We start from the raw sequence: 22,136 nt of genomic DNA, 5'->3' as shown, positions 1-22,136 counted from the left end.
CCATGAACTACGAAAATTTTATCCTTGTTAAACACCCATTGATTAGTCATAAACTCACATTTATAAGAGATGAAAAAACTTCTAAAAAAGAATTTAAAGAACTAGTGGACGAAGTAGCCATGCTCATGGCTTATGAAATTACAAGGGATTTCCCCTTAGAAGAAGTTATAATCAAAACACCCATAGCTGAAGCAAAATCCTACATCCTATCAGGGAAAAAAGTAGCCTTAGTGCCGATTTTAAGAGCTGGACTTGGGATGGTGGATGGAATTTTAAAGCTCATACCCTCAGCGAGAGTCGGACACATTGGTCTTTACAGAGATGAAAAAACATTAAAGCCTGTAAGCTACTATTTTAAAATACCTTCAGACACAGACAATAGGGATTTTATCCTAATTGACCCAATGCTTGCCACAGGGGGCTCTGCAGTAGCTGCAGTCGATATGCTTAAAAGATCTGGAGCCAAAAGCATAAAATTTATGTGCCTTATAGCCGCCCCTGAAGGTGTGAAAAAGCTATGTACTTCTCATCCAGATGTAAAAGTCTATGCTGCTGCATTGGATGAAAGATTAAACGAAAATGGATATATTGTACCAGGTTTGGGGGACGCAGGTGACAGACTTTTTGGAACAAAATGAAAAAAAACAGACTTTTTTACACAAATTAAGAAATATTTTTATCACTGGACTTTTTGCTCTACTTCCTCTGGTGGTCACTTACTATTTCCTGTCATTTCTTTTAAACAGTATGACAGGCTTTCTGTTACCATATTTTGATCTTATCGATGAAAGATACAGCCTAAACATACCACTTTTCATAAAAAAAGTGGTCTCGTTTATCGTATTCATATTTATAATACTAATAACAGGCCTTTTTACCAGAAACTATTTTGGCAAAAGGGTGATCGTTAGAATAGAAAGATTCGTGGATAAAATTCCACTGGTTAAAACTACATATAATGCAACAAAACAGATTATTGCGACATTCCAGTCCACCAAAACAGACACTTTTAAAAAGGTAGTTCTGGTTGAATACCCCCGCAAAGGTGTCTACTCTGTGGGCTTTGTTACTAACAACAAAAGTATTTTATTCGATGGAAATGAGGAACAGTTTTATTCAATATTTATAGTGACCACTCCAAACCCAACTTCTGGTTTTGTGGTGATTGTGCCTAAAAATGAGGTTATTGTTCTGGATATTTCTATACAATCAGCCTTTAAATATATCATGTCTGCAGGTGTTTTGTTACCACCAGAAAAGGTTTACCAAATAAAAAATGACGATGAAAACCTTTAGAAACTTCGCTCTGATAGGAAAGCCTTTAAAACATTCATTATCACCCATAATACATACGACTTTTCTATATAAAAACAGAATAAATGGCGGTTACTGCTGTTTTGAAGTGGAAGCAGATGAAATATCTGAACTTTTAGATTTTTTCAGGTCCCACAGTTTTTACGGTTTTAATGTTACCCTACCCTACAAAGAAACAGTAATAAAGTTCTTAGATGATATAGATGAAGATGCAGAAAAAATTAGATCTGTTAATACAGTTTTAATAAAAGACAACAGACTCTTAGGTTACAATACTGATATAAAGGGTATTCAAGACACATTCAAATTTTACAACATTGATACATCAACAAAGGAGATTTTGGTAATAGGTGCAGGTGGAGCAACTAGAGGTCTATTATATCAGCTAAAAAAATCTGGCTATAAACATATAACAATCACCAGTAGAACACTGGACAAGGCAAAAAAACTTATAGAGGAATTCTCCATAGAAAAATGTGATATAAAACCATTAAATACATTTGATAAAAAGAAAAAGTATGATATAATAATAAATAGTAGTAGTATAGGAATAACATCGATCGAAGACTCAGATTACTTAAGAAACCTTAGATCTGAGTTTGTATTTGACATGCAGTACAAGATCGATGGTAAAACATTTTTTTTAGATCATACAGAGTATGAAGTAGGAGTAGATGGTTTGATTATGCTGATAGGACAGGCTTTTGAGGCTTTCAAGATATGGAATAATATCGAGTTTGATATTGACTATAATGAGATAATTAACATCATCGGGAGTATAAAATGATTTCCACCAAAATTGGAGCCATTCTTCTCAGTGAAAATCTAATAACCCAAGAACAGCTCAACAAAGCCATTGAGATCCAGAAAAAAGAGGGTGGTAGGCTCGGATCTATTTTAGTAAAATTAGGTTTTATAGACGAAAAAAAGATCGCGGAGTTTTTGAGTCAACAGTACAATGTTCCATACGTGGATTTAAAAAGCAAAGAGTTAGATCCAAAGATAGTCTCTTTAATACCAAAAGATCTTTGTAGAAAATATCTTGTTGTTCCCTTTGATAGAGTGGGCAATACATTGCATGTTGCCATTGCAGATCCTTCAAACGCATACGCCCTCGAAGATCTAAGATTTATAACAGGTTATTCCATCAAACCTTACGTCGCTGTGGAATCATCAATTAGTAAAATACTCGAAACAGATAGTGTAAACGAACTCGCTACAATATCAACAGTAGAAGACACCTTTGAACTTGATGAACTGGAATTTGAAGATGTCTCTGAAAAAGAGGTTTCTGTAGATGCCCTTAAGAAAGAGGTAGAAGATACCCCTATCGTAAAACTGGTAAACTATATACTCCACGAAGCCATCAAAAGAGGTGCTTCCGATATTCATGTGGAACCCTATGAAAAAGAGTTTAGGGTTAGACTTAGGGTAGATGGAGTCCTTTACGACTTAATCAAGCCCCCAAAAAGTGTTAAAGATGCTGTTATCTCCAGATTAAAAATATTAGCCGAGTTAGATATTGCAGAGAAAAGGTTACCTCAAGATGGTAGAATAAAATTGAAACTCCAAAACAAAACTGTAGACATGAGGGTCTCCACTTTGCCTGTTTTATTCGGTGAAAAAGTGGTATTGAGGCTATTAGACAAGAGTAATCTCCAATTGGATCTTGAAAAATTAGGTTTTGAGCCATCATCTTTAGAAAGGTTTATTGCAGGTATAGAAAGCCCCTATGGGATGGTACTTGTTACCGGTCCAACAGGTAGCGGTAAATCCACCACACTATATTCAGCTTTGAGTCGTCTTAACAAAGTTGATGTGAACATCATGACAGCAGAAGACCCTGTAGAGTACAACCTATTTGGTATCAATCAGGTACAGATAAAAGACGAAATAGGCTTAAACTTTGCTGCAGCTTTAAGATCTTTTTTAAGACAGGACCCAGATATTATAATGGTTGGTGAAATTAGGGATTACGAAACAGCAGAAATAGCCATCAAAGCAGCTCTTACCGGTCACCTTGTACTTTCTACTCTTCACACCAATGATGCCCCAAGCACAATAAACAGGCTACTCAATATGGGAATAGAACCCTTTTTAGTTGCATCCTCTACTGTTGTAATTTTAGCCCAAAGACTTGCCAGAAAGATATGCTCAAAATGTTCAGAAAAAGTAAAAATACCCGCTGAAGCACTGTTATCAATTGGTTTCAGAAAAGATGAACTAAACAGTTTCGTACCAATGAAAGGGAAAGGATGTGATGAATGTGGAGGTACAGGATACAAAGGTAGGGTGGCTCTATATGAAGTAATGAGTATTACCGAAGGTATTAGAGAACTGATACTCAGAGGTGCAAACACCAATGAGCTCAAAAAAGCTGCAATTGAAGAAGGTATGATTACCCTTAGACGCAGTGGGCTGGAGAAGATAAAAAAAGGTATTACCACATTAGAAGAAGTCGTAAGGGTGACTTTTGCCGATTAAAGGGGGAATATATGCCAGAGATAAATGAAACAAGTGATACAAAATACTCATTACAAGAACTACTACAAAAAATGATCGAATTAGACGCTACAGATCTACACCTCACCGTTGGTACACCACCCATTTATAGAATTAATGGTGACTTAGTAAGAATAGGCACAGAGATTTTATTACCCAACGATACCAAAAAGATCTGTTATGGCATAATGACCGAAGCCCAGAAAAAAAGATTTGAAGAGGATCAGGAACTTGATTGCTCATTTGGAATAAAAGGGGTCAGCCGCTTTAGAGCCAACTTTTTTATGCAAAGGGGTGCAGTTGCTGCCGCCATAAGAAGGATACCTTATAGAGTATTGGGTTTTGAAGAGTTGGGGCTTCCACCTATTTTAAAAACATTATGCGATAAACCAAGAGGATTGGTCCTTGTAACAGGCCCTACAGGTAGTGGTAAATCAACAACCCTTGCAGCTATGATAGATAAAATCAACTCAGAACAAAAAGTTCATATCATTACCATAGAAGACCCCATAGAGTATCTACATCAGCACAAAGAGGCAATGGTAAACCAAAGGGAAGTAAACGCCGATACTAAATCCTTTGCAAAAGCTTTAAAATATATACTAAGACAAGACCCGGACGTTGTACTTATAGGGGAGATGAGAGATCTGGAAACTATTGAAGCAGCCCTAACTGTAGCAGAGACAGGTCACCTCACATTTGGAACTCTTCACACTAATAGTGCCATACAAACAATAAATAGGATTATAGATGTATTCCCACCTCATCAGCAATCCCAAGTAAGAGCCCAACTATCTTTTGTTTTAGAGGGTGTCGTCTGTCAACAATTGCTTCAAAGAGCTGATGGTAAAGGTAGAGTAATGGTATGTGAAGTACTCATTCCAAACCCAGGTATCCGAAACCTTATACGTGAAGATAAACTACATCAGATATATTCAATGATGCAATCAGGACAAGCAGAACATGGTATGATCACTATGAGCCAATCGCTGTTTAATGCTTATGCTAGAGGATTGATCACCTATGATGAGGCAATAAATAGAGCCATTTATCCTGAAGAGGTAAAACAGATGATAGAGCGTTCAGGGATAAGAAGAAGATAGATTTATTACTATAGCTGGAGGTCAACGTGGCTAAGTTCAATTATATAGCTGTAGATGCCACAGGTAATGAAGTAAAAGGGGTTATAGAAGGTAAAAATAAAGAAGACGTAATAAAGTCTCTAAAAATGCGAAAAATGACCGTTAAAGAGGTCAAAAGAGACTGGAAAAGTATAGAATTGTCTTTTGGTAAAAATATCACAGAAGAAGATATAGTTATTATTACTCGCCAATTGGCCACCATGATCAGTGCAGGTTTACCGATAATGAAAGCACTGGATATCATCGCAAACCAAGCTAGCAAGAAGAGCGTCAAAGAGATGTTTGAGGATATAAAAACTCAAATAGAACAAGGATCACAATTTAGTAAAGGTTTAGAGCGTTATAGAGATATTTTTGGTGATCTCTATATAAACATGGTTAGAGCTGGTGAAGCAGGCGGTTTATTGGATACAATCTTAGATAGATTGGCTGGTTACATGGAAAAAGCCATATCACTAAAAAGAAAAGTAAAATCTGCCATGATGTATCCATCTGTAGTTTTGATTGTAGCTGTAGTAGTTGTTTGGGGATTAATGGTTTTTATTATACCAAAGTTTAAGGAGATGTATGAAGGCTTTGGTGGTTCGTTACCAGCTCTAACTCAGTTTACTATCAATTTGAGCAATTTTTTATCCAGCTGGTATGGTGGTGGACTTATCTTTGCTTTTTTAGTAGCATTATCGATAACAATAAGACTGGTATATAAAAAATCTGAACGGGGGCGTTATGCCATAGATCAATTTTTACTTAAAATACCCAAGATAGGAGACCTACTGAGAAAAGTATCAGTATCAAAATTCTCTAGGACTTTGGGTACCCTATTAAGCAGTGGCGTACCGATTCTGGAATCCCTTGAGATAGTAGCCAAAACAAGTGGTAATAAAGTAATAGAGAAGCATTTATTAAAGAGTAAAATCGATATTGAGGCAGGCAAAACTGTCGTTTACCCCCTTGAAAAAGCCGGTGTATTTCCACCTATGGTTACTCAAATGATAGCGGTTGGTGAAGAAACCGGTGCATTGGATCAAATGTTAACCAAAATAGCAGATTTTTATGATGATGAAGTTGACAGAGCCGTTGAAGGATTAACAAAGCTTGTGGAGCCAATGCTGATGATATTTGTTGGTGGAGCTGTTGGTTTCGTTATAATCGCCATGTATCTACCTATTTTCAAAATGGGAAGCGTTGTGGGTGGATGATTAATCATAAAACCAATTACATCATAATATCCATAAGATTATTCATATATGTAACAACATTTCTCTTTAGCAACATTTTGGCAGAATTCTTCAAAAATGAACTGGATATCTTGCTTTTTACAAATATCGGCATAATGGTAGTTTTCTTCTCCCTTATTTCCGTTTTTTTATCCAAGTTCTTATCACCTATATATATTTTTTATATACAGGCCATATTCGATCTTATTATCACTTCATTTCTTATCTCAAACACCGGCTATCTTGACAGTCCCTATATACTTTTTTATGCAATAATTATCATCTATATGAGTTTTTACGACGGTTTTAATGGTGGCATAAGTGGTGTTTTATCTGTATTAATAATATTTTCTGGTATGGCAATCATGAAAAATGATATCTTCATAACAAGATATTACAACTTTAAGTACCTTCTGATCTTCACCGAGTACCTATTATCTTTTCTTTTAATAGTATTTCTCGTAAGTCTGCTCAATAAAAAATATAAAAAACAGGTTTTGGAAAGCGAATCTTATAAAAATAAATTACTTGAGTTAGCCAATATCCACAGCGCAATCTTAGAAAATATCGATTTCGGCGTAATACTCATAGACCCAAACGGAATAATCTTATCAGCTAATAGTTATAGTAGAAAGATCCTCGAAGTTGATGAGCTAATAGGCAACAATTTAAAAAATATCTTCAACATTGACAAAAAAAGTAACCTTATCAACTTTAAAAATAAATATATAGGTTTTAAATTTACTCCATTTAAAGATCCAAACGGTGTAATAAATGGTGAACTCCTCATCTTCCAAGATGTTTCAGAAAGGGAACAACTTAAACAAAAATTAGAAGAAGAAAGAAGACTCGCAGATTTAGGTCGTTTTTCTTCTGTTTTGGCCCATGAAATAAAAAACCCTTTGGGAGCAATCAAAGGAGCTTTACAGATCCAGTTTAAAAATTTTTCACCTGACAATAAATTAGTTCAGATAATCTTTAGAGAAATAAGTCGCCTTGAGCTATTTCTGGGTAACATGCTTATTATCACAAAAGGTAGAAGTGATAAAAATAACCCTCTAAAAATAAAACATATCCTGGACGATTTTATCTTTTACATAAAAACAAGCGGCATATTCGAAAACCTCTCTTTCAACATTCAGATAGACGATAACTTTACATTGATAATAGATGAAAACGAATTCAAACAGATCATCTGGAACCTGCTTTTGAACAGCTACGAAATAAAACATGATGCGACAATAACCATTTACACCATTGGCAATCTCCTCATTTACCAAGACAACGGCCCAGGTATTGACAGATCGATATTGCACAGCATAGGCAAACCTTTTTTTACTACAAAATCTAGTGGCACTGGATTAGGTTTTTATGCTATAATTAAAATATGTGAAAAAAACAATCTAAGATACAAAGTATACTCTAATGATGAGTTTTCCGGTTTTAAGATAGAATTCAGTCCAACAAAGGAGTAGTTATGAAATTACCTATACTTTTTGGCATACACTGCCACCAACCTGTTGATAATTTTAGTAATATAGTGGATGAAATAATACAAAAAAGCTACCTCCCCTTTGCCCAGATTGCATCACGATACAAAAACTTCAAATTTGCAATCCATTACAGTGGCTGGCTATTTGAGTACATCAAAAACAAAAACCCTCAACTCTTTTCACTTTTCAAAAAACTTTTAGATCAAGGACAAATAGAGATATTTACTGGTGGTTACTACGAACCTATTCTATCTGCCATACCTAAAAGAGATAGGATATTGCAAATTAAAAAGCTGAACAGTTTTATATATGAGAACTTTGGTGTCTCACCTAAAGGTTTATGGCTTACAGAAAGAGTCTGGGATCCTTCAATCATACCTGATGTGGTGGAATGTGGCATTGAGTATCTTGTTGTTGATGATTACCACTTTATCTCAATGGGTTTCCATAAAGATAATCTCTACGGATATTTTATTTCTGAACAGGATGGTTTAGCAATAAAAATCTTTCCGATAGACCAAACATTGAGATACTTTATCCCCTTCAAAGAACTAAATGAAATAGATCAATATCTAAAAGAAATTATCCACAAAGGGGGCAAAGGGGCTATTTTGTTTGATGATGGGGAAAAATTCGGTGTCTGGCCAAAAACCTATGAATGGGTATACGAAAAAGGGTGGCTTGAAAAATTTTTAGATCTATTTACCAGCTCTAAAGATTTTCAGTTTATGCACTATTATGACTTTGTTGAGAAGAATCCACCAATGGGTCTCGCCTATCTACCCCTTACCTCTTACTACGAAATGGGTGAATGGTCTCTTTTTGCCGACAAATTCATTGAGATGGAAAGATTATCCAGCTTTCTTAAAAAAACAGAATTTCAAAATATCTATAAAACCTATTTAAAAGGTGCCCACTGGAAGAACTTCTTTATAAAATATCCTGAAAGCAATCATATCCACAAAAGGTTGCTTGCAATATCGAAAAAAGCTTACACATTAAATGACCCATTATTGAATGAGTACCTTTTCAAAGGGGAATGCAACGATGTCCTGTGGCATGGTATATTTGGAGGTATATATTTGCCAAATCTGAGGGATAACACCTTTAAATACATCATAAAAGCTGAAAAAAGGATTACAGCATTAGAAGGGGATGAAAAGATAAAAATCAGTGATCTTTTGTTTGATGGCTATGGGTGTTGTACATTGAGAAATAGGAATTTGGCAACACTATGGACGATCAAACATGGAGGGCAGCTAAAGTCTCTTGATCTGTTGGAAAGTGAAATAAATCTGTGCAATACCCTCTCAAGAAGGTGGGAAGGTTATCACGATACCCTTCTGAGATCAAAAGAGGAGAGTACTGAAGCCACTACTGGAATAACCACTATCCATGAAATGAATATCACTCTTTCCGAAGAGGTTAAAAACAAAATCGCCTTCGATTGGTACGATAGAAACTCCTTTGTAGATCACATCGTGGAAAATTATACCCCCGAAGAGATAGCTTATACGAGATACAAGGAGATAGGGGATTTCACAAACCAACCCTTTGAACTAATCCCAAAAGATGATCAGATAATATTTGAAAGAAAAGGTGGTATCTATCTCGATAAGATGTATAAGACCAACTTAAAAAAGAGTTTTTCACTAAAAGACAAGGGTATCTCTTTTGAAATAGAAATAAATTCATCATTTACTAAAAATCTTTACTATATTCTTGAATTTAATTTTCACTTTTTCAACTACAATAAACTAAAAGTAAACGGTAAAAAAGTTGGTGACATATTATCGAACAAAAACAATCTCTTTATTATAGATGCCGGTGATACGATGTTAGAAATCAATTTGGATAAAAAAACTGAAGCAATAGTATATTTAGTTAATACAGCCCATCAAAGTGAACAGGGGGTAGATTTTACTACACAAGGAGTATGTGTCGCATTACCATTTAAATTTAGAAAAGAGCTAACAGTTTCAGGTTTTATCAAAGTAATGTAGGGAGAGTGATAATGTCCTTCAGATTCGATCCTATTAGAAAGAGATGGATTATTTTTGCCCCAGAAAGAGGTGAACGGGGAGACTATATTGTATTCCACAAGGAAAAGGAGGACCCAGCTGAATACTGCCCTTTTTGCCCCGGTAATGAGAACTACACAGCAAATAGCCTTTATGAGGAAACAGAGCTAATTGACGGGAAAAAAAGCTGGCATCTTAGGGTCATCCCAAACAAATACCCTATAATGAAAGTCGAGGAGCAATATACAATCAAACAATACGGTCCCTATGCAGCCAGTACAAGACTTGGTGCCCACGAGGTCATTATAGATACAAGAGACCATAATAAAAAGATCTTCGATTACTCAAAAGAGGATATTGTAAGACTAATAAACGCTGCCTCTATCAGAATAGAAGACCTAAAAAGAGATATAAGACTTAAATATATAACCATGATAAAAAATAGTGGCAAAGGTGCTGGTGCTACCATGTCTCACCCCCATTCCCAGATACTGGCTTTCCCATTTATTCCAAATGACATAAAACATATATGGCAAAACCTGTATAATTATTACTTTAGCAATAACAGATGTCTGATATGTGATATCATCCATTTCGAAATGGAAAAAAATGAGCGAATCATTCTCAAAAACGACTTCTTTGTAGCCATATCACCTTTTGCTTCGAAACATTCTTTTGAAGTAGATATCATACCGCTTAAACATACAAACGACTTTTTAAAGATGAGTCAAGTGGAAAAGAATGCCCTTTCTGATATATTAAAAGATATATTCCAAAGGTACAAGACAGCCCTTGATCAACCACCTTTTAATATGAACCTACTAAACACATGTCACAATATAGATAGCCCAGATATGGAGTATTCAAAATATGCCGATAGATTTTTCCATTGGTACGTGGAATTAATACCAAGAATAAACCGTATTGGGGGCATTGAAAAAGGAACAGGGGTATATATAAACCCATTTTTGCCTGAAAGATGTGCAGATATCTTAAAAAATGCACTTTAAACAGACAGATTAAACAGATTTACAAGAATATAGACTGGTAAATTTTTTGCTAAATTCTTATAAAAATATGGTAAAAAAAATAATATATGCTATAATATATATGTAAACAAAATGGAGTGGGAAGAATGAGATCTTTAGAAAATCTAAGTAAAAATGAACTCTACGAGCTTGCCAAAAGCAAAAATATCAAGGGAAGGTCCAAAATGTCAAAAGAAGAATTAATCAATTCTCTAAAACAGGAAATAAATATGGAACAGTTAGTAGAGCAATCTAAGTTTGATCCTGTACCTGATTCTAATATTGGATACGAGTATAAGGAACAGAAGACACCTGTCGTTACTCCCAAAGCAGAAGACTACCCCCTGCCTCAGACCTATGATTACGACATGATTATGTTTTTACCAATCGATGCCAAACGCGCCTACGTATGCTGGGAATTAACCCGAGCAAAGCTTGAAGAATTTATAGGTGGAGATAATATAAACAACCTCAAACTCACCTTAAGATTGGTCACTAAAAACATTGGTGAACTATCTAAGGTAAAAGTAGGCCTTTTTGGCAATTATTTTTTTGTAAACCATTTATTAGAAGATCAGGAGGCGTGGACAGAGATTGGCATTGAGAATCAGGATGGTTTTAAGCCGATATTGGTATCCAATAGTTTTAAAATGCCTTGTGAAAGGATTTCTGATAAAGATGACATTGTGTACATGACAGTAAAATCCCATATTGAGAAGATTATTCATCTATCCCTTTCAGGTTTTGATGGACATTACAGCAGTCTTGACATATACAAAAGATTAGAAAAACAAATTAGTTCCACAAATAACAGTCAGTGGAGATAAAAATGCATGGTTATTGGTTATTAGTACTTCATTCCCATTTACCTTTCGTAAAACACCCTGAGTATGATTATTTTTTAGAGGAGCATTGGCTTTTTGAAGCTATTACAGAATGTTATGTACCCCTTTTAAAATACTTAAGACAACTTGAAGCAAACAAAATAGATTTCAGACTAACAATAAGTATGACACCGCCTCTATGTGAAATGCTAAGAGACCCCATTTTGATAGAGAAATATCAAAAACATTTAGATAGAATGATAGAACTTAGTTCCAAAGAGATAAAAAGAACAAGCTATGATTATCAGTTGAATAAATTATCCTTATTTTACAGGGACCTTTTCCAGTTTACCAAACATTTTCTGGAAGATCTTAATTGGGATATCCTTAAGGAATACAAGCGTTTTAAAGAGCTCGGTTTTATAGAGATAACCACATGTGGTGCCACACATGGTTTTCTACCCTTTATGAGTTTTAACGAAAAAGCAGTTCGTGCCCAGATAGAGATTGCCGTAAACAACTACAACAAACACTTCGGCTGTAAACCTGAAGGTATCTGGTTACCTGAGTGCGCCTATTACAAAGGTTTAGACAAAATACTTGATGAATATGGTATAAGATACTTTTTTACAGATACCCACGGGGTAATCTTTGGCAAACCTAAACCCAGATATGGTGTATATGCACCTGTTTATACTGAATCGGGGGTTGCAGTATTTGCTAGAGACTTTAGTTCCTCTAAGCAGGTTTGGAGCTCTAAAGAAGGGTATCCAGGAGACTTCGATTATAGGGATTTTTACAGGGATATAGGGTTTGATCTGGAATACGACTATATCAAACCTTACATATGTCCGGATGGAACAAGGGTATTCACTGGTATCAAATACCACAGGGTAACAGGAACAAGTGATTATAAAGAATATTACATACGGGAACACGCTTTAGCCAAAGTAGAACAACATGCTAAACATTTCCTAAAAGAAAGAGAAAAGCAGGTATTAGAACTTACAAACTATATGGATAGAAAACCCCTTGTAGTTTCTCCTTATGATGCAGAGCTTTTTGGTCACTGGTGGTTTGAAGGACCAGAATTTTTGTACAACCTGTTCAGATTTATGAGTAAGAGTAATGTTGTAAAAGCCATCACGCCTATGGAATATTTAAATGAATACAACACAAACCAGGTTTTAGAAATAAATCCCTCATCCTGGGGTGATAAAGGGTACTATGGTGTCTGGCTTAATGAGGGGAATGAGTGGATATACAAACATCTGAAAATTATAGCCGATAAAATGGTGGATTATGCTACAAGATTCAAACATTCTTCGGACCCTAATATTCAAAGAGTCTTGAACCAGATGGCAAGAGAACTATTACTGGCACAAAGTAGCGACTGGGCATTTCTAATGACAACCCGAACAGCCACTGAATATGCCACACTGAGGGAAAAGGAACATATTTTTAACTTTCTCAAACTTGAAAACATGTTAAACACCGAAATAGACTTTGAATATCTCACAAAACTGGAACATAAAAATAGTATTTTTCAGGAGATGGACTTCAGAATATACAGCAAATAAGACAATCATACAAGAAATCGTTGATTCTTTTTCAGGAATTTTGTATAATTTTAAAAAATAAAGTGGTGAATTATGTCTAGTGAAATAAATGTACTTGTTGTAGATGATGAAGACTATATAAGGGATAGTGTCAGGCTTATTCTGGAAGAGGAGAAATATGGTTTTTTAGAAGCCTCAAATGGATTTGAAGCACTAGCAATCTTAGACAATAAAGCAGATTCAATAGACGTAATCCTTACAGATATAAAAATGCCTGACATGGATGGCATAACACTTCTAAAACTGATAAAAGATAAGTATCCAGAAAAGATTGTAATCATCATCACTGGATATCCAAGCCTTGAAACAGCAATAGAATCCCTCAGAATGGGAGCCGACGATTACATTACAAAACCTTTTAATGTAAATGACGTAAACTCCAAAATCAGCAGAGCACTCGAATCGAAAAAATTAAAAAAAGAAGTGGCGCTTCTACAGGATGTGATTTCTATATATGAATCTGCCAAATTTCTCTCTTCCACCTTATCCCAAGAGGAGATACTACTTGAAATCCATAAAAAACTGATTGGTGAATTTAACCTTGAAGGTTTTTATATAAAGCTCTTCCATAGAAAAATCAGTTTTCAAAATGCTGACCCTAAAATAATCGAATATATCGATGAAGAGCTTTATGCAAAAAAAGCACTTTTGATATTTAGTACATCTAGTAGTTACGAGTTTATAATTAAAAGAGATACAGGCGGCTTCTATACTGCTATTGTATTTCCGATGTATGCAAAGCAAGGTTTATGGGGTATATTCACAGTATACTTTGACGCAAAGAAAAAATTTAGCAACATCAAAAAACATCTACTAAACACCTATGTGGGACAGGTCTCTTTAGCTCTGCAAAATTCATTATCGTTTCTGGATCTATCTGATGGTTACCTTCAAACAATCCTATCACTATCTAATGCCGTCGATGCAAAGGATAGTTACACCAGGGGACACTCGGAAAATGTCAAGCGTTATAGTATGATGATAGTAGAAGAGATGAAGTTTAACAGCGAGTTTGCAAAATATATGACTTATGCAGGTCTTCTCCACGATATTGGTAAAATAGGAGTAGATACATATATAATTGTAAAACCAGATAAGCTGTCTAGTTCAGAATTTGAGGAAATAAAAAAGCACTCCATATACGGAAAAGAGATCCTTGAGCCCATTAAATTTTTGGGTGATGTTCCTTACTATGTTTTGTTTCATCATGAAAAACTTGACGGGACTGGTTACCCATATGGTCTTACCGACAAAGAGATCCCAATAGGGGCAAAGATCTTAGCTGTAGCTGACTCCTATGACGCCATGACCACAGATAGAAGCTATAGACCCAAAAGGACACCAATACAAGCCATAGAAGAGCTGGATAGGTGCACAGGTACCCAGTTTGATAAAGAGATTGTATTAGCCTTTAAAAGCTCACTTAAAAGGACAAAGATCATATGAAGTCCCTTTTTAAAGAGGAGCTAACCCCTTTAGGCCAAAAAGCATATCAAATAAAAAAGGGGCTTTGGGGTGATAAGGTCTTTTATATCAAAAACATACACATAAACTATACAAATATATGTTTAAATAAATGTAAGTTTTGCGCTTTTGCAAGGGATGATTTTGATGCAGACGCTTATGAGTTTTCCCTCCAGGAGATTGTGGATTACATCAGATCCATCGATATCGATCTTAGAGAGGTCCATATAGTAGGAGGTCTTCACCCAAAGTTAAAATTCGATTACTACTGTATGATGCTTAAGACTATCAAAGAAAACTTTCCTAATATCTCCATAAAGGCTTTTAGTGCAGTAGAGATTGATTACTTCACACAGCTAACTGGTTTTACTACTGAAAAAGTACTCAAAAGATTAAGAGATCATGGGCTGGATATGCTTCCGGGTGGAGGAGCAGAGATATTTGCCGAAGACAAAAGGAAGATTATCTGCCCTGAAAAGATCTCTTCCCAAAGGTGGCTTGAGATTATGGAGATTGCCCATAATATCGGTATAAAAACAAATGCCACAATGCTTTATGGTCATATCGAATCCGAAGATGATATCATCGATCATCTCACAAGGATAAAAAAACTACAACATAAAACAAACGGTTTCAATGCTTTCATCCCTCTATCCTTTCATCCTGAAAATACTTTTCTATCAAATATTAAAAAGTCAACAGGTGTAGAGGACCTAAAAATCACAGCCATTTCCCGTATCTTACTTGATAATATACCCCATATAAAATCTTATTGGGTGATGCTTGGAGAAAGAACGTCCCAAATTGCCCTTTATTTTGGAGCCGATGATCTTGACGGTACAATCGTAAAAGAGAGAATAACTCATTCCGCAGGAGCCACATCTAAAGAGGGATTGACAGAACAGGATCTCATAGATATGATAAAATCTGCAGGTTTCACTCCAGTAGAGAGGGACTCTTTTTATAATGAAATTAGATACATTTGAGGAAATAGTTTTTGTAAACCCTAGTGTAAATCTTAACAAAATTGCTTCTTATGTAGAAAATTATGGCTACAATATAAAACGTGTAAAAACTAACATAAACTTTAAAACAATAGGTAACCGTTTGGTATATAAAGATAACGAGTCTTATACCGTCTTTAGATTCGATATGCTCTCTACTATCCCCCCAGATATATTCTACAGATATTCCGATAATTTTCTAAACAGACTCCTGTATAAAAACTTTTTAAAAAAAAATAATATCACCTCTGCTTTAGATTATTTGATAAAAAACAGATTCCCCCTTTCTGAACCAGCTTTGATATATTATAAAGAAGAGTTAGACAACCTCAGGTATCTTAACAATAAAAAACTATACCTCACCTCTTATCTAACAGATAGAGATATTCCAGATTTAAAATTTAACAAAATTATACATGTTTATAAACTTGCCGATAATCTACAAAAATTTATTGGAACCGATTATGCAATAGTCAAATATGAAAACAGTACTATAGAGTTTTTTATAAATGAAGAAAACCTTTTTCTTATTTCTGAAAAGGGAAAATATCTCGAACATATAATAACCAAGACTTTCCTAAAGAATGTAAAAATGGAGTTAGTGGATAAAATCAAACTCTTCACAAACAATTCCCCAATGATAAAAAAAATAAAAAACAATCTCTATCTTATAAACGATTTTAGTTTCTTTAATATTTCAATAAATCTTGGTAAGAAATGGTTCGAATCAATAGGGGGTTATATATGTACAGGGAAGCTGTAGTAAAAAACTATTTTTACCCCTCTGACCCCAAAAAATTAGCCAATATGTTTACAAATTGGCAAAGGGGTTCTTCAAAAAAAGATGTTGCAATTTGCATTGTTCCCCATGCAGGTTACGTGTTTTCTGGTGAAGTAGCTTTTCAGACACTTTCGAACATCTCATTAAAAAAAAGGATCATATTGATGGGACCAAACCATACAGGTTTCGGTCAAAGGGTATCCATCTATCCTGCAGGTAGCTGGGAGACCCCTTTCGGTAATATTGATACTGATACAGAAATAATAGAACGACTCATATCAAAAGGATTTAAAACAGATACCCTTGCACATCTCAAGGAGCATTCCTTAGAAGTAATCACCCCTATGCTAAAATACCTTAGAAACGATATAACAATAACACCTATCACCATTGCACACCTTAGCCTTGAAGAATGTAAAACTGTAGCCGAAAAGATATATGAGGCCATAGAGGATATCCTTAATGAAATCACCTTTGTTATCAGTTCTGATTTCAATCATTTCGAAGATGAAAAAACAACTATTCAAAAGGACAACCTTGCTATCAAAGAGATTCTCAATTTAGCTCCAGAAAATCTTTACAATACTATTAAATCCAATGAGATAAGTATGTGTGGCTTTATACCAACAACTATAGCCTTATACATAGCAAAGAAACTCAACATTACCAATGCAGAACTACTAAAACACACAACAAGTGCCGCTGTTAGCGGAGACTATGATAGGGTCGTTGGTTATGCTGGAATCATTCTAAAATACTCTTGAGGTGATGGATGAAGATAAGAAAAGCAGTTTTTCCAGTTGCAGGTTTTGGTACAAGGATGCTACCAGCTACAAAAGCAATACCAAAAGAGATGATAACCCTCATCGACAAACCATTGATTCAATACGCCGTTGAGGAGGCTGTAGAAGCAGGTGTAGAAGAGATAATATTTATAACAGGGAGGTTTAAAAGAGCCATAGAAGATCACTTTGATAAGTCCATCGAACTTGAAATAGCTCTTAAGGAGTCTAAAAAAGAGAGGGAATACGAAATATTATCTAAAATAAGTGAAATGTGTGATTTCATAACAGTTAGGCAAAAAGAACAAAAAGGGCTTGGCCATGCCATCTATTGCGCAAGGGATGTTCTCGGTGATGACCCTTTTGTTGTTATTTTGCCAGATGATATCATAAGCTACAGGAGATCCGTTACAGCCCAGCTCATCGAAAAGTTTGAAGAGATCAAAGCACCTGTTTTAGCCATAACAGAGGTTCCTCCATCAGAGACATATAAATACGGTATTGTGGATATAGCTGAAAAAATAGATGAGAGGTTTTTTAGACTAAAAGGTATGGTGGAAAAACCCAAAGCAAACCCACCATCAAACTATGCCATCATTGGACGATACATACTAACCAAAGAAGTATTGAAATCGATCGCCGAATGTGATATGACTCATGGTGAAATTCAGTTAACCGATGCGATAAAAAAAGTTACCGAAAAATCAGGTAGCTATGGATATATTTATGAAGGAACAAGATTTGACTGTGGCAATAAATTGGGTTACTTGGAAGCCACAGTACATTTTGCCCTAAATAGAGAAGATATTAAAGAGGATTTTAAAAAGATTTTAAGTAAATACTGTTGAGGTTCATATGGACGAGCTTTCCTCTATAGAAAAGATTGTTCTTATTCATGGTCTTGCAAATGAAGTAACAAAATTTACTAAAAGAACAAAAGAGCTTTTAGAACATGGCCATTTCCCTCCTGTGGATATTAGTCTTAGAAACGATTCTGTAGTCGTCTGGGTGGAGCTTGCTGGTGTAAAAAGGGAAAATGTCAAAATATATTTATACGAGGACTTGTTGGTATTAGAAGGGATAGTTCGTCCCCCAAAAGCCGACAACTATAACTATTTAAGGGTTGAAAGGAACTCAAACCCCTTTAGAAGAATAGTAAAGTTACCTGTAAAAGTTGATACCAAGCATATTGAAGCATCGTTCGAAGATGGTGTTTTTAAAGTCATTTTCAAACGTCTACCTAAAGAGTTTGTCTATATAACACTAACAGAAGACGGAGGGAGATAGTGGAACAGCAAATTGAAAACGAATTAAATATCCCGGATATTCTACCCCTTTTACCAGTTAGGGATATAGTAGTATTTCCATACATGGTAGTCCCCCTATTCATAGGTAGGGAATCGAGCATAGCAGCAGTAGATGAAGCTCTAAATTCCAAAAGAATGATTTTCCTGGCTACCCAAAAAGACCCTATGATAGAAGATCCCCAAAAGGATGATATTTATACCACCGGTGTAGTAGCCATGATCCTTAGGATGCTAAAACTACCTGATGGCAGAGTTAAGATACTTGTGCAGGGGATAAAAAGAGCTATTTTAGAGGATTACACCCAAGAAACACCTTTTTACAAGGTAAAGATAAAGCCTGTGGATGAAGAGGAAGAGCCTTCATCAGACCTAAAGGTAGAAGCCCTTATCAGATATGTGAAAGAGCAGCTTGCAAAAGCTGTCAATCTTGGTAAACCAATGCTACCTGATCTTCTTGCAGTCATTGAAACCATAAACGTACCAGGTAAATTGGCAGATATCATAGTAGCAAACCTTGGTCTAAAAACTAACGAAGCACAAGAGATACTAGAAAAACTCGATTTCATAGAAAGGTTGAACAGAGTAAGCCAGTTTTTGACAAGAGAGATATCTATTTTAGAGGTACAAAACAAAATCTTAAACGATGCCCGTGGTGAAATCGATAAAAGTCAAAGGGAATACTTTCTAAAAGAGCAGTTAAAAGCGATTAGAAAAGAGTTAGGTGATGAGGATGACCTCTCTAAAGAGATCGAAGAGTTTGAAGAAAAACTAAAAAAACTCAAAATGCCCAAAGAGGTAAAAGAGGAAGCCACAAAACAGCTCAAGAGACTATCAAGAATGCACTCCGACTCTGCAGAAGCAACAGTAGTAAGAACATTCTTAGAATGGATTGTGGAACTTCCATGGGGTAAATACACAAAGGACAATCTGGATATAGATAATGCTAAAAAGGTACTGGAAGAGGATCATTATGGCCTTGAAGAGGTTAAAGATAGAATCTTAGACTTTTTGGCGGTTAGAAAGCTCAATTCTAAGATGAAAAGCCCTATTCTCTGTTTTGTAGGCCCCCCAGGTGTGGGTAAGACATCGCTTGGAAGATCTATAGCAAGGGCTATGGGTAGAAAGTTTATTAGGATATCCTTAGGTGGTTTAAGGGATGAAGCAGAAATAAGGGGGCATAGAAGGACCTATATAGGTGCTTTACCCGGAAAGATAATACAGGGGTTGAGAAATGCTGGTAGTAGTAATCCAGTTTTCATGCTGGATGAAATAGACAAGCTTGGTAGCGACTTTAGGGGTGATCCCGCATCTGCTCTGTTGGAAGTACTGGATCCAGAGCAGAACAATGCCTTTGTAGATCACTATTTAGGTGTACCGTATGATCTTTCAAAGATAATGTTTATAACTACAGCAAATTATCTTGATCCAATTCCACCAGCTCTCAAAGACAGAATGGAGATCATACATATTCCAGGTTACATTGAAGAGGAGAAGATAAATATCGCAAAAAGGTACCTGGTGCCACGTCAGATCCAAGAAAATGGCCTGAAGGAAAACCAGATTATAATACCTGATAAAATAATATCTTTTATTATTTCTGGATACACAAGGGAGTCTGGCCTGAGGAATCTTGAAAGACTCATAGGCACCGTTTGTAGAAAAATTGCAAGAAAGGTAGCCACCGGTGAAGATAAGTGTTTTAAAATAACCAAAAACAATATCCTAAAATTTTTAGGACCAATAAAATATTTCGAAGAGGATGAGTTAAAGGAAAATGAGGTAGGGATTGTAACAGGCCTTGCTTGGACCCCTTATGGTGGTGATGTACTATTCATAGAATCGGCTAAATACAAAGGTAAAGGGAATCTGATCCTAACAGGACAATTGGGTGATGTTATGAAAGAATCTGCCAGAGCAGCCCTAACCTTTGTAAGATCGATTGCAGAAAAGTACTCCATCGATCCAAAGGAATTTGATGATAAAGACATTCATTTACATGTCCCTGCTGGTGCAATACCAAAGGATGGTCCATCGGCAGGTATTACTATGGCTACCGCTATATTCTCTCTTTTCAGCGGAAAAAAGGTCAAAAAAGATGTAGCCATGACCGGTGAAATAACCATCACTGGCAAGGTTCTTCCTATCGGTGGACTAAAAGAAAAACTGCTTGCCGCCAAAAGAATAGGCATTAAAACGGTAATTATACCAAAGAAAAATGAAAATGATCTTATAAAACTTCCTAAAGAGATGAAAAAGGGTATAAAAGTGCTCCCCGTTGAACGTTTTGAGGAAGTACTAAGAATAGCCATTGAGGATTTATGATAACTAAGATCAGGGAAGGTTTGAAGTATGTATTAAATATTAATGCACCTGCCCACAAAATAGCTCTAAGCAGTGCCTTAGGCATGGTGATTGGTTTTAGCCCCTATTTAGGGTTTCATACCCTATTGGCTACTGTTACCAGTATTGGATTGAGACTCCCTATTTATCCTTTGATGATTGGAGCTTACATAACAAACCCGATAACAGTACCACCTATATACGCATTTTTATATAAAGTTGGTACCATTTTGACCGATACAAATGAAAAGGAGATCATATGGAGTATTAAAAACTTTAATGATCTTATATCGCTTGCTAAATCTATCTTATGGCCAGTATTTGTAGGGTGCCATGTAGTTGGTTTGATACTTGGAGTGATTACATATTTTGTAGTAAAATATTTACTAATGAGATACAGGGGTTATTAAGGGAATGTCAGAGATTATTTCCGTGGCAAGTGGCAAGGGTGGTGTTGGTAAAAGCTTTTTTGCCGCAAATCTTGCCATGTCCATGAAAAGAGTCTATGATGATATTCTCCTAGTGGATGGAGATCTAGGTGGGGCAAACCTTCATACCTTTGTAGGTCTTAAAGCCCAGGGCAAAGGTATCTATAATTTTTTAAAAGAAAACTTTAGGATGGAAGATGTCATCCTAAAAACACCTGCAAATGTTGATTTTATAGGCGGTTCCAGTGATATATTAGGGATGGCCCACATTAACAACTTTGAAAAACTAAAGATCCTCAATAACCTAAAGAGATCTAATTATAGATACATAATTATGGACTTAGGTGCTGGGACAAGTTACAACATGATAGATTTTTTCAATTTCTCTGATAAAAAAATCCTTATTATGAACAGTGAACCCACATCAATAGAAAACTCATACGGTTTTTTGAAAATAGCGCTGTATAGAAAGATAGAAAGACACCTTTTTAAAGACCCAAGATTAGAAACTATTTGCAACAAATTACGAAGTAGAAGTATGAACTATCAGATGGTCGATGATATCCTTAATGAGCTAAACAAAATCGATCCACGACTTTCTGAAGAAGTTATAAATATAGTGGATAACTATAAGGTGGGTCTTATACTGAATATGCTAAAGTTTAAAAAAGAACTAAATATCTTTTATGGCTTCGAAAATGTATCCAAAAAATATTTAAGAATTTCTGTTGAAAAATTAGGTTTTTTACCTTATGATCTATATGTAAGTGAAAGTGTGAAAAAACTTGAGCCTTACTATGAAAATACAAATGATACCAATAGAGAGCTTTTTAACGAAATCAGAGACCTAATTTTGAAAAAACTTTAGAG

At 35.5% G+C, this 22,136-nt stretch carries 20 protein-coding genes; all 20 read left to right on the top strand.

Going from position 1 to position 22,136, the window contains the following annotated elements:
• Positions 1 to 2: 2 nt before the first annotated feature.
• Positions 3 to 638, top strand: coding sequence for a uracil phosphoribosyltransferase (gene upp / locus N3C60_04420; protein MCX8084146.1), 636 nt, complete (start codon positions 3 to 5; stop codon positions 636 to 638).
• On the top strand, positions 613 to 1,296 hold the full coding sequence (locus N3C60_04415; protein MCX8084145.1) for a DUF502 domain-containing protein: 684 nt from the start codon (positions 613 to 615) through the stop codon (positions 1,294 to 1,296). The genes upp and N3C60_04415 overlap by 26 nt, the downstream gene beginning before the upstream one ends.
• Complete coding sequence (gene aroE / locus N3C60_04410) at positions 1,277 to 2,101, top strand: shikimate dehydrogenase (protein ID MCX8084144.1); 825 nt, start codon at positions 1,277 to 1,279, stop codon at positions 2,099 to 2,101. Before N3C60_04415 ends, aroE begins: the two co-directional genes overlap by 20 nt.
• Positions 2,098 to 3,798 (top strand): type IV-A pilus assembly ATPase PilB, encoded by a 1,701-nt coding sequence (gene pilB / locus N3C60_04405; GenBank protein ID MCX8084143.1) that lies wholly within the window; start codon positions 2,098 to 2,100, stop codon positions 3,796 to 3,798. The genes aroE and pilB overlap by 4 nt, the downstream gene beginning before the upstream one ends.
• Before the next feature lie 11 nt (positions 3,799 to 3,809).
• Positions 3,810 to 4,919, top strand: a complete 1,110-nt coding sequence (locus N3C60_04400) for a type IV pilus twitching motility protein PilT (protein ID MCX8084142.1) — start codon at positions 3,810 to 3,812, stop codon at positions 4,917 to 4,919.
• A 26-nt stretch (positions 4,920 to 4,945) separates the two neighbouring features.
• Positions 4,946 to 6,157 (top strand): type II secretion system F family protein, encoded by a 1,212-nt coding sequence (locus N3C60_04395; GenBank protein MCX8084141.1) that lies wholly within the window; start codon positions 4,946 to 4,948, stop codon positions 6,155 to 6,157.
• A complete protein-coding gene (locus N3C60_04390) occupies positions 6,154 to 7,650 on the top strand; it encodes an ATP-binding protein (GenBank protein MCX8084140.1) in 1,497 nt (498 codons plus the stop codon). The genes N3C60_04395 and N3C60_04390 overlap by 4 nt, the downstream gene beginning before the upstream one ends.
• Before the next feature lie 2 nt (positions 7,651 to 7,652).
• A complete protein-coding gene (locus N3C60_04385) occupies positions 7,653 to 9,671 on the top strand; it encodes a DUF1926 domain-containing protein (GenBank protein ID MCX8084139.1) in 2,019 nt (672 codons plus the stop codon).
• 11 nt (positions 9,672 to 9,682) lie between these two features.
• On the top strand, positions 9,683 to 10,699 hold the full coding sequence (locus N3C60_04380) for a DUF4931 domain-containing protein (protein MCX8084138.1): 1,017 nt from the start codon (positions 9,683 to 9,685) through the stop codon (positions 10,697 to 10,699).
• Positions 10,700 to 10,824: 125 nt separating this feature from the next.
• Complete coding sequence (locus N3C60_04375) at positions 10,825 to 11,544, top strand: DUF4912 domain-containing protein (protein ID MCX8084137.1); 720 nt, start codon at positions 10,825 to 10,827, stop codon at positions 11,542 to 11,544.
• 2 nt (positions 11,545 to 11,546) lie between these two features.
• Positions 11,547 to 13,121, top strand: coding sequence for a DUF1957 domain-containing protein (locus N3C60_04370; protein MCX8084136.1), 1,575 nt, complete (start codon positions 11,547 to 11,549; stop codon positions 13,119 to 13,121).
• Positions 13,122 to 13,193: 72 nt separating this feature from the next.
• Positions 13,194 to 14,606, top strand: a complete 1,413-nt coding sequence (locus N3C60_04365; GenBank protein MCX8084135.1) for a response regulator — start codon at positions 13,194 to 13,196, stop codon at positions 14,604 to 14,606.
• The gene (mqnE, locus tag N3C60_04360; GenBank protein ID MCX8084134.1) at positions 14,603 to 15,610 is read left to right on the top strand and encodes an aminofutalosine synthase MqnE; all 1,008 of its coding nucleotides are present in this window, start codon (positions 14,603 to 14,605) and stop codon (positions 15,608 to 15,610) included. Before N3C60_04365 ends, mqnE begins: the two co-directional genes overlap by 4 nt.
• Positions 15,591 to 16,391 carry a hypothetical protein gene (locus tag N3C60_04355; GenBank protein MCX8084133.1) on the top strand — a complete coding sequence of 267 codons (801 nt, stop codon included), beginning with the start codon at positions 15,591 to 15,593 and terminating at the stop codon, positions 16,389 to 16,391. Before mqnE ends, N3C60_04355 begins: the two co-directional genes overlap by 20 nt.
• Positions 16,373 to 17,173: an AmmeMemoRadiSam system protein B gene (gene amrB, locus N3C60_04350; protein ID MCX8084132.1), complete on the top strand. Its 801-nt coding sequence runs from the start codon at positions 16,373 to 16,375 to the stop codon at positions 17,171 to 17,173. The genes N3C60_04355 and amrB overlap by 19 nt, the downstream gene beginning before the upstream one ends.
• An 8-nt stretch (positions 17,174 to 17,181) precedes the next feature.
• Complete coding sequence (gene galU / locus N3C60_04345; GenBank protein ID MCX8084131.1) at positions 17,182 to 18,039, top strand: UTP--glucose-1-phosphate uridylyltransferase GalU; 858 nt, start codon at positions 17,182 to 17,184, stop codon at positions 18,037 to 18,039.
• 7 nt (positions 18,040 to 18,046) lie between these two features.
• Complete coding sequence (locus N3C60_04340) at positions 18,047 to 18,478, top strand: Hsp20/alpha crystallin family protein (protein MCX8084130.1); 432 nt, start codon at positions 18,047 to 18,049, stop codon at positions 18,476 to 18,478.
• Positions 18,478 to 20,820: an endopeptidase La gene (gene lon, locus N3C60_04335; GenBank protein MCX8084129.1), complete on the top strand. Its 2,343-nt coding sequence runs from the start codon at positions 18,478 to 18,480 to the stop codon at positions 20,818 to 20,820. Before N3C60_04340 ends, lon begins: the two co-directional genes overlap by 1 nt.
• The gene (locus N3C60_04330; GenBank protein ID MCX8084128.1) at positions 20,817 to 21,248 is read left to right on the top strand and encodes a DUF2062 domain-containing protein; all 432 of its coding nucleotides are present in this window, start codon (positions 20,817 to 20,819) and stop codon (positions 21,246 to 21,248) included. The genes lon and N3C60_04330 overlap by 4 nt, the downstream gene beginning before the upstream one ends.
• A gap of 4 nt (positions 21,249 to 21,252) precedes the next feature.
• Entirely contained in the window at positions 21,253 to 22,134 is an 882-nt protein-coding gene (locus N3C60_04325) for a P-loop NTPase (GenBank protein MCX8084127.1), read from the top strand.
• Positions 22,135 to 22,136: the final 2 nt, after the last annotated feature.

The organism is Calditerrivibrio sp., assembly GCA_026415135.1.
GTDB lineage: Bacteria > Chrysiogenota > Deferribacteres > Deferribacterales > Calditerrivibrionaceae > Calditerrivibrio.
Note: the sequence above shows the minus strand (reverse complement) of the source record. Positions and strands in the feature narration are given on the sequence as shown.

Coding starts and splice junctions, on each gene's coding strand:
- upp (MCX8084146.1), top strand. CDS start 3: ATGAACTACGAAAATTTTATCCTTGTTAAACACCCATTGATTAGTCAT.
- aroE (MCX8084144.1), top strand. CDS start 1,277: ATGACGATGAAAACCTTTAGAAACTTCGCTCTGATAGGAAAGCCTTTA.
- pilB (MCX8084143.1), top strand. CDS start 2,098: ATGATTTCCACCAAAATTGGAGCCATTCTTCTCAGTGAAAATCTAATA.
- N3C60_04400 (MCX8084142.1), top strand. CDS start 3,810: ATGCCAGAGATAAATGAAACAAGTGATACAAAATACTCATTACAAGAA.
- N3C60_04390 (MCX8084140.1), top strand. CDS start 6,154: ATGATTAATCATAAAACCAATTACATCATAATATCCATAAGATTATTC.
- N3C60_04385 (MCX8084139.1), top strand. CDS start 7,653: ATGAAATTACCTATACTTTTTGGCATACACTGCCACCAACCTGTTGAT.
- N3C60_04380 (MCX8084138.1), top strand. CDS start 9,683: ATGTCCTTCAGATTCGATCCTATTAGAAAGAGATGGATTATTTTTGCC.
- N3C60_04375 (MCX8084137.1), top strand. CDS start 10,825: ATGAGATCTTTAGAAAATCTAAGTAAAAATGAACTCTACGAGCTTGCC.
- N3C60_04370 (MCX8084136.1), top strand. CDS start 11,547: ATGCATGGTTATTGGTTATTAGTACTTCATTCCCATTTACCTTTCGTA.
- N3C60_04365 (MCX8084135.1), top strand. CDS start 13,194: ATGTCTAGTGAAATAAATGTACTTGTTGTAGATGATGAAGACTATATA.
- mqnE (MCX8084134.1), top strand. CDS start 14,603: ATGAAGTCCCTTTTTAAAGAGGAGCTAACCCCTTTAGGCCAAAAAGCA.
- N3C60_04355 (MCX8084133.1), top strand. CDS start 15,591: ATGAAATTAGATACATTTGAGGAAATAGTTTTTGTAAACCCTAGTGTA.
- amrB (MCX8084132.1), top strand. CDS start 16,373: ATGTACAGGGAAGCTGTAGTAAAAAACTATTTTTACCCCTCTGACCCC.
- galU (MCX8084131.1), top strand. CDS start 17,182: ATGAAGATAAGAAAAGCAGTTTTTCCAGTTGCAGGTTTTGGTACAAGG.
- N3C60_04340 (MCX8084130.1), top strand. CDS start 18,047: ATGGACGAGCTTTCCTCTATAGAAAAGATTGTTCTTATTCATGGTCTT.
- N3C60_04330 (MCX8084128.1), top strand. CDS start 20,817: ATGATAACTAAGATCAGGGAAGGTTTGAAGTATGTATTAAATATTAAT.
- N3C60_04325 (MCX8084127.1), top strand. CDS start 21,253: ATGTCAGAGATTATTTCCGTGGCAAGTGGCAAGGGTGGTGTTGGTAAA.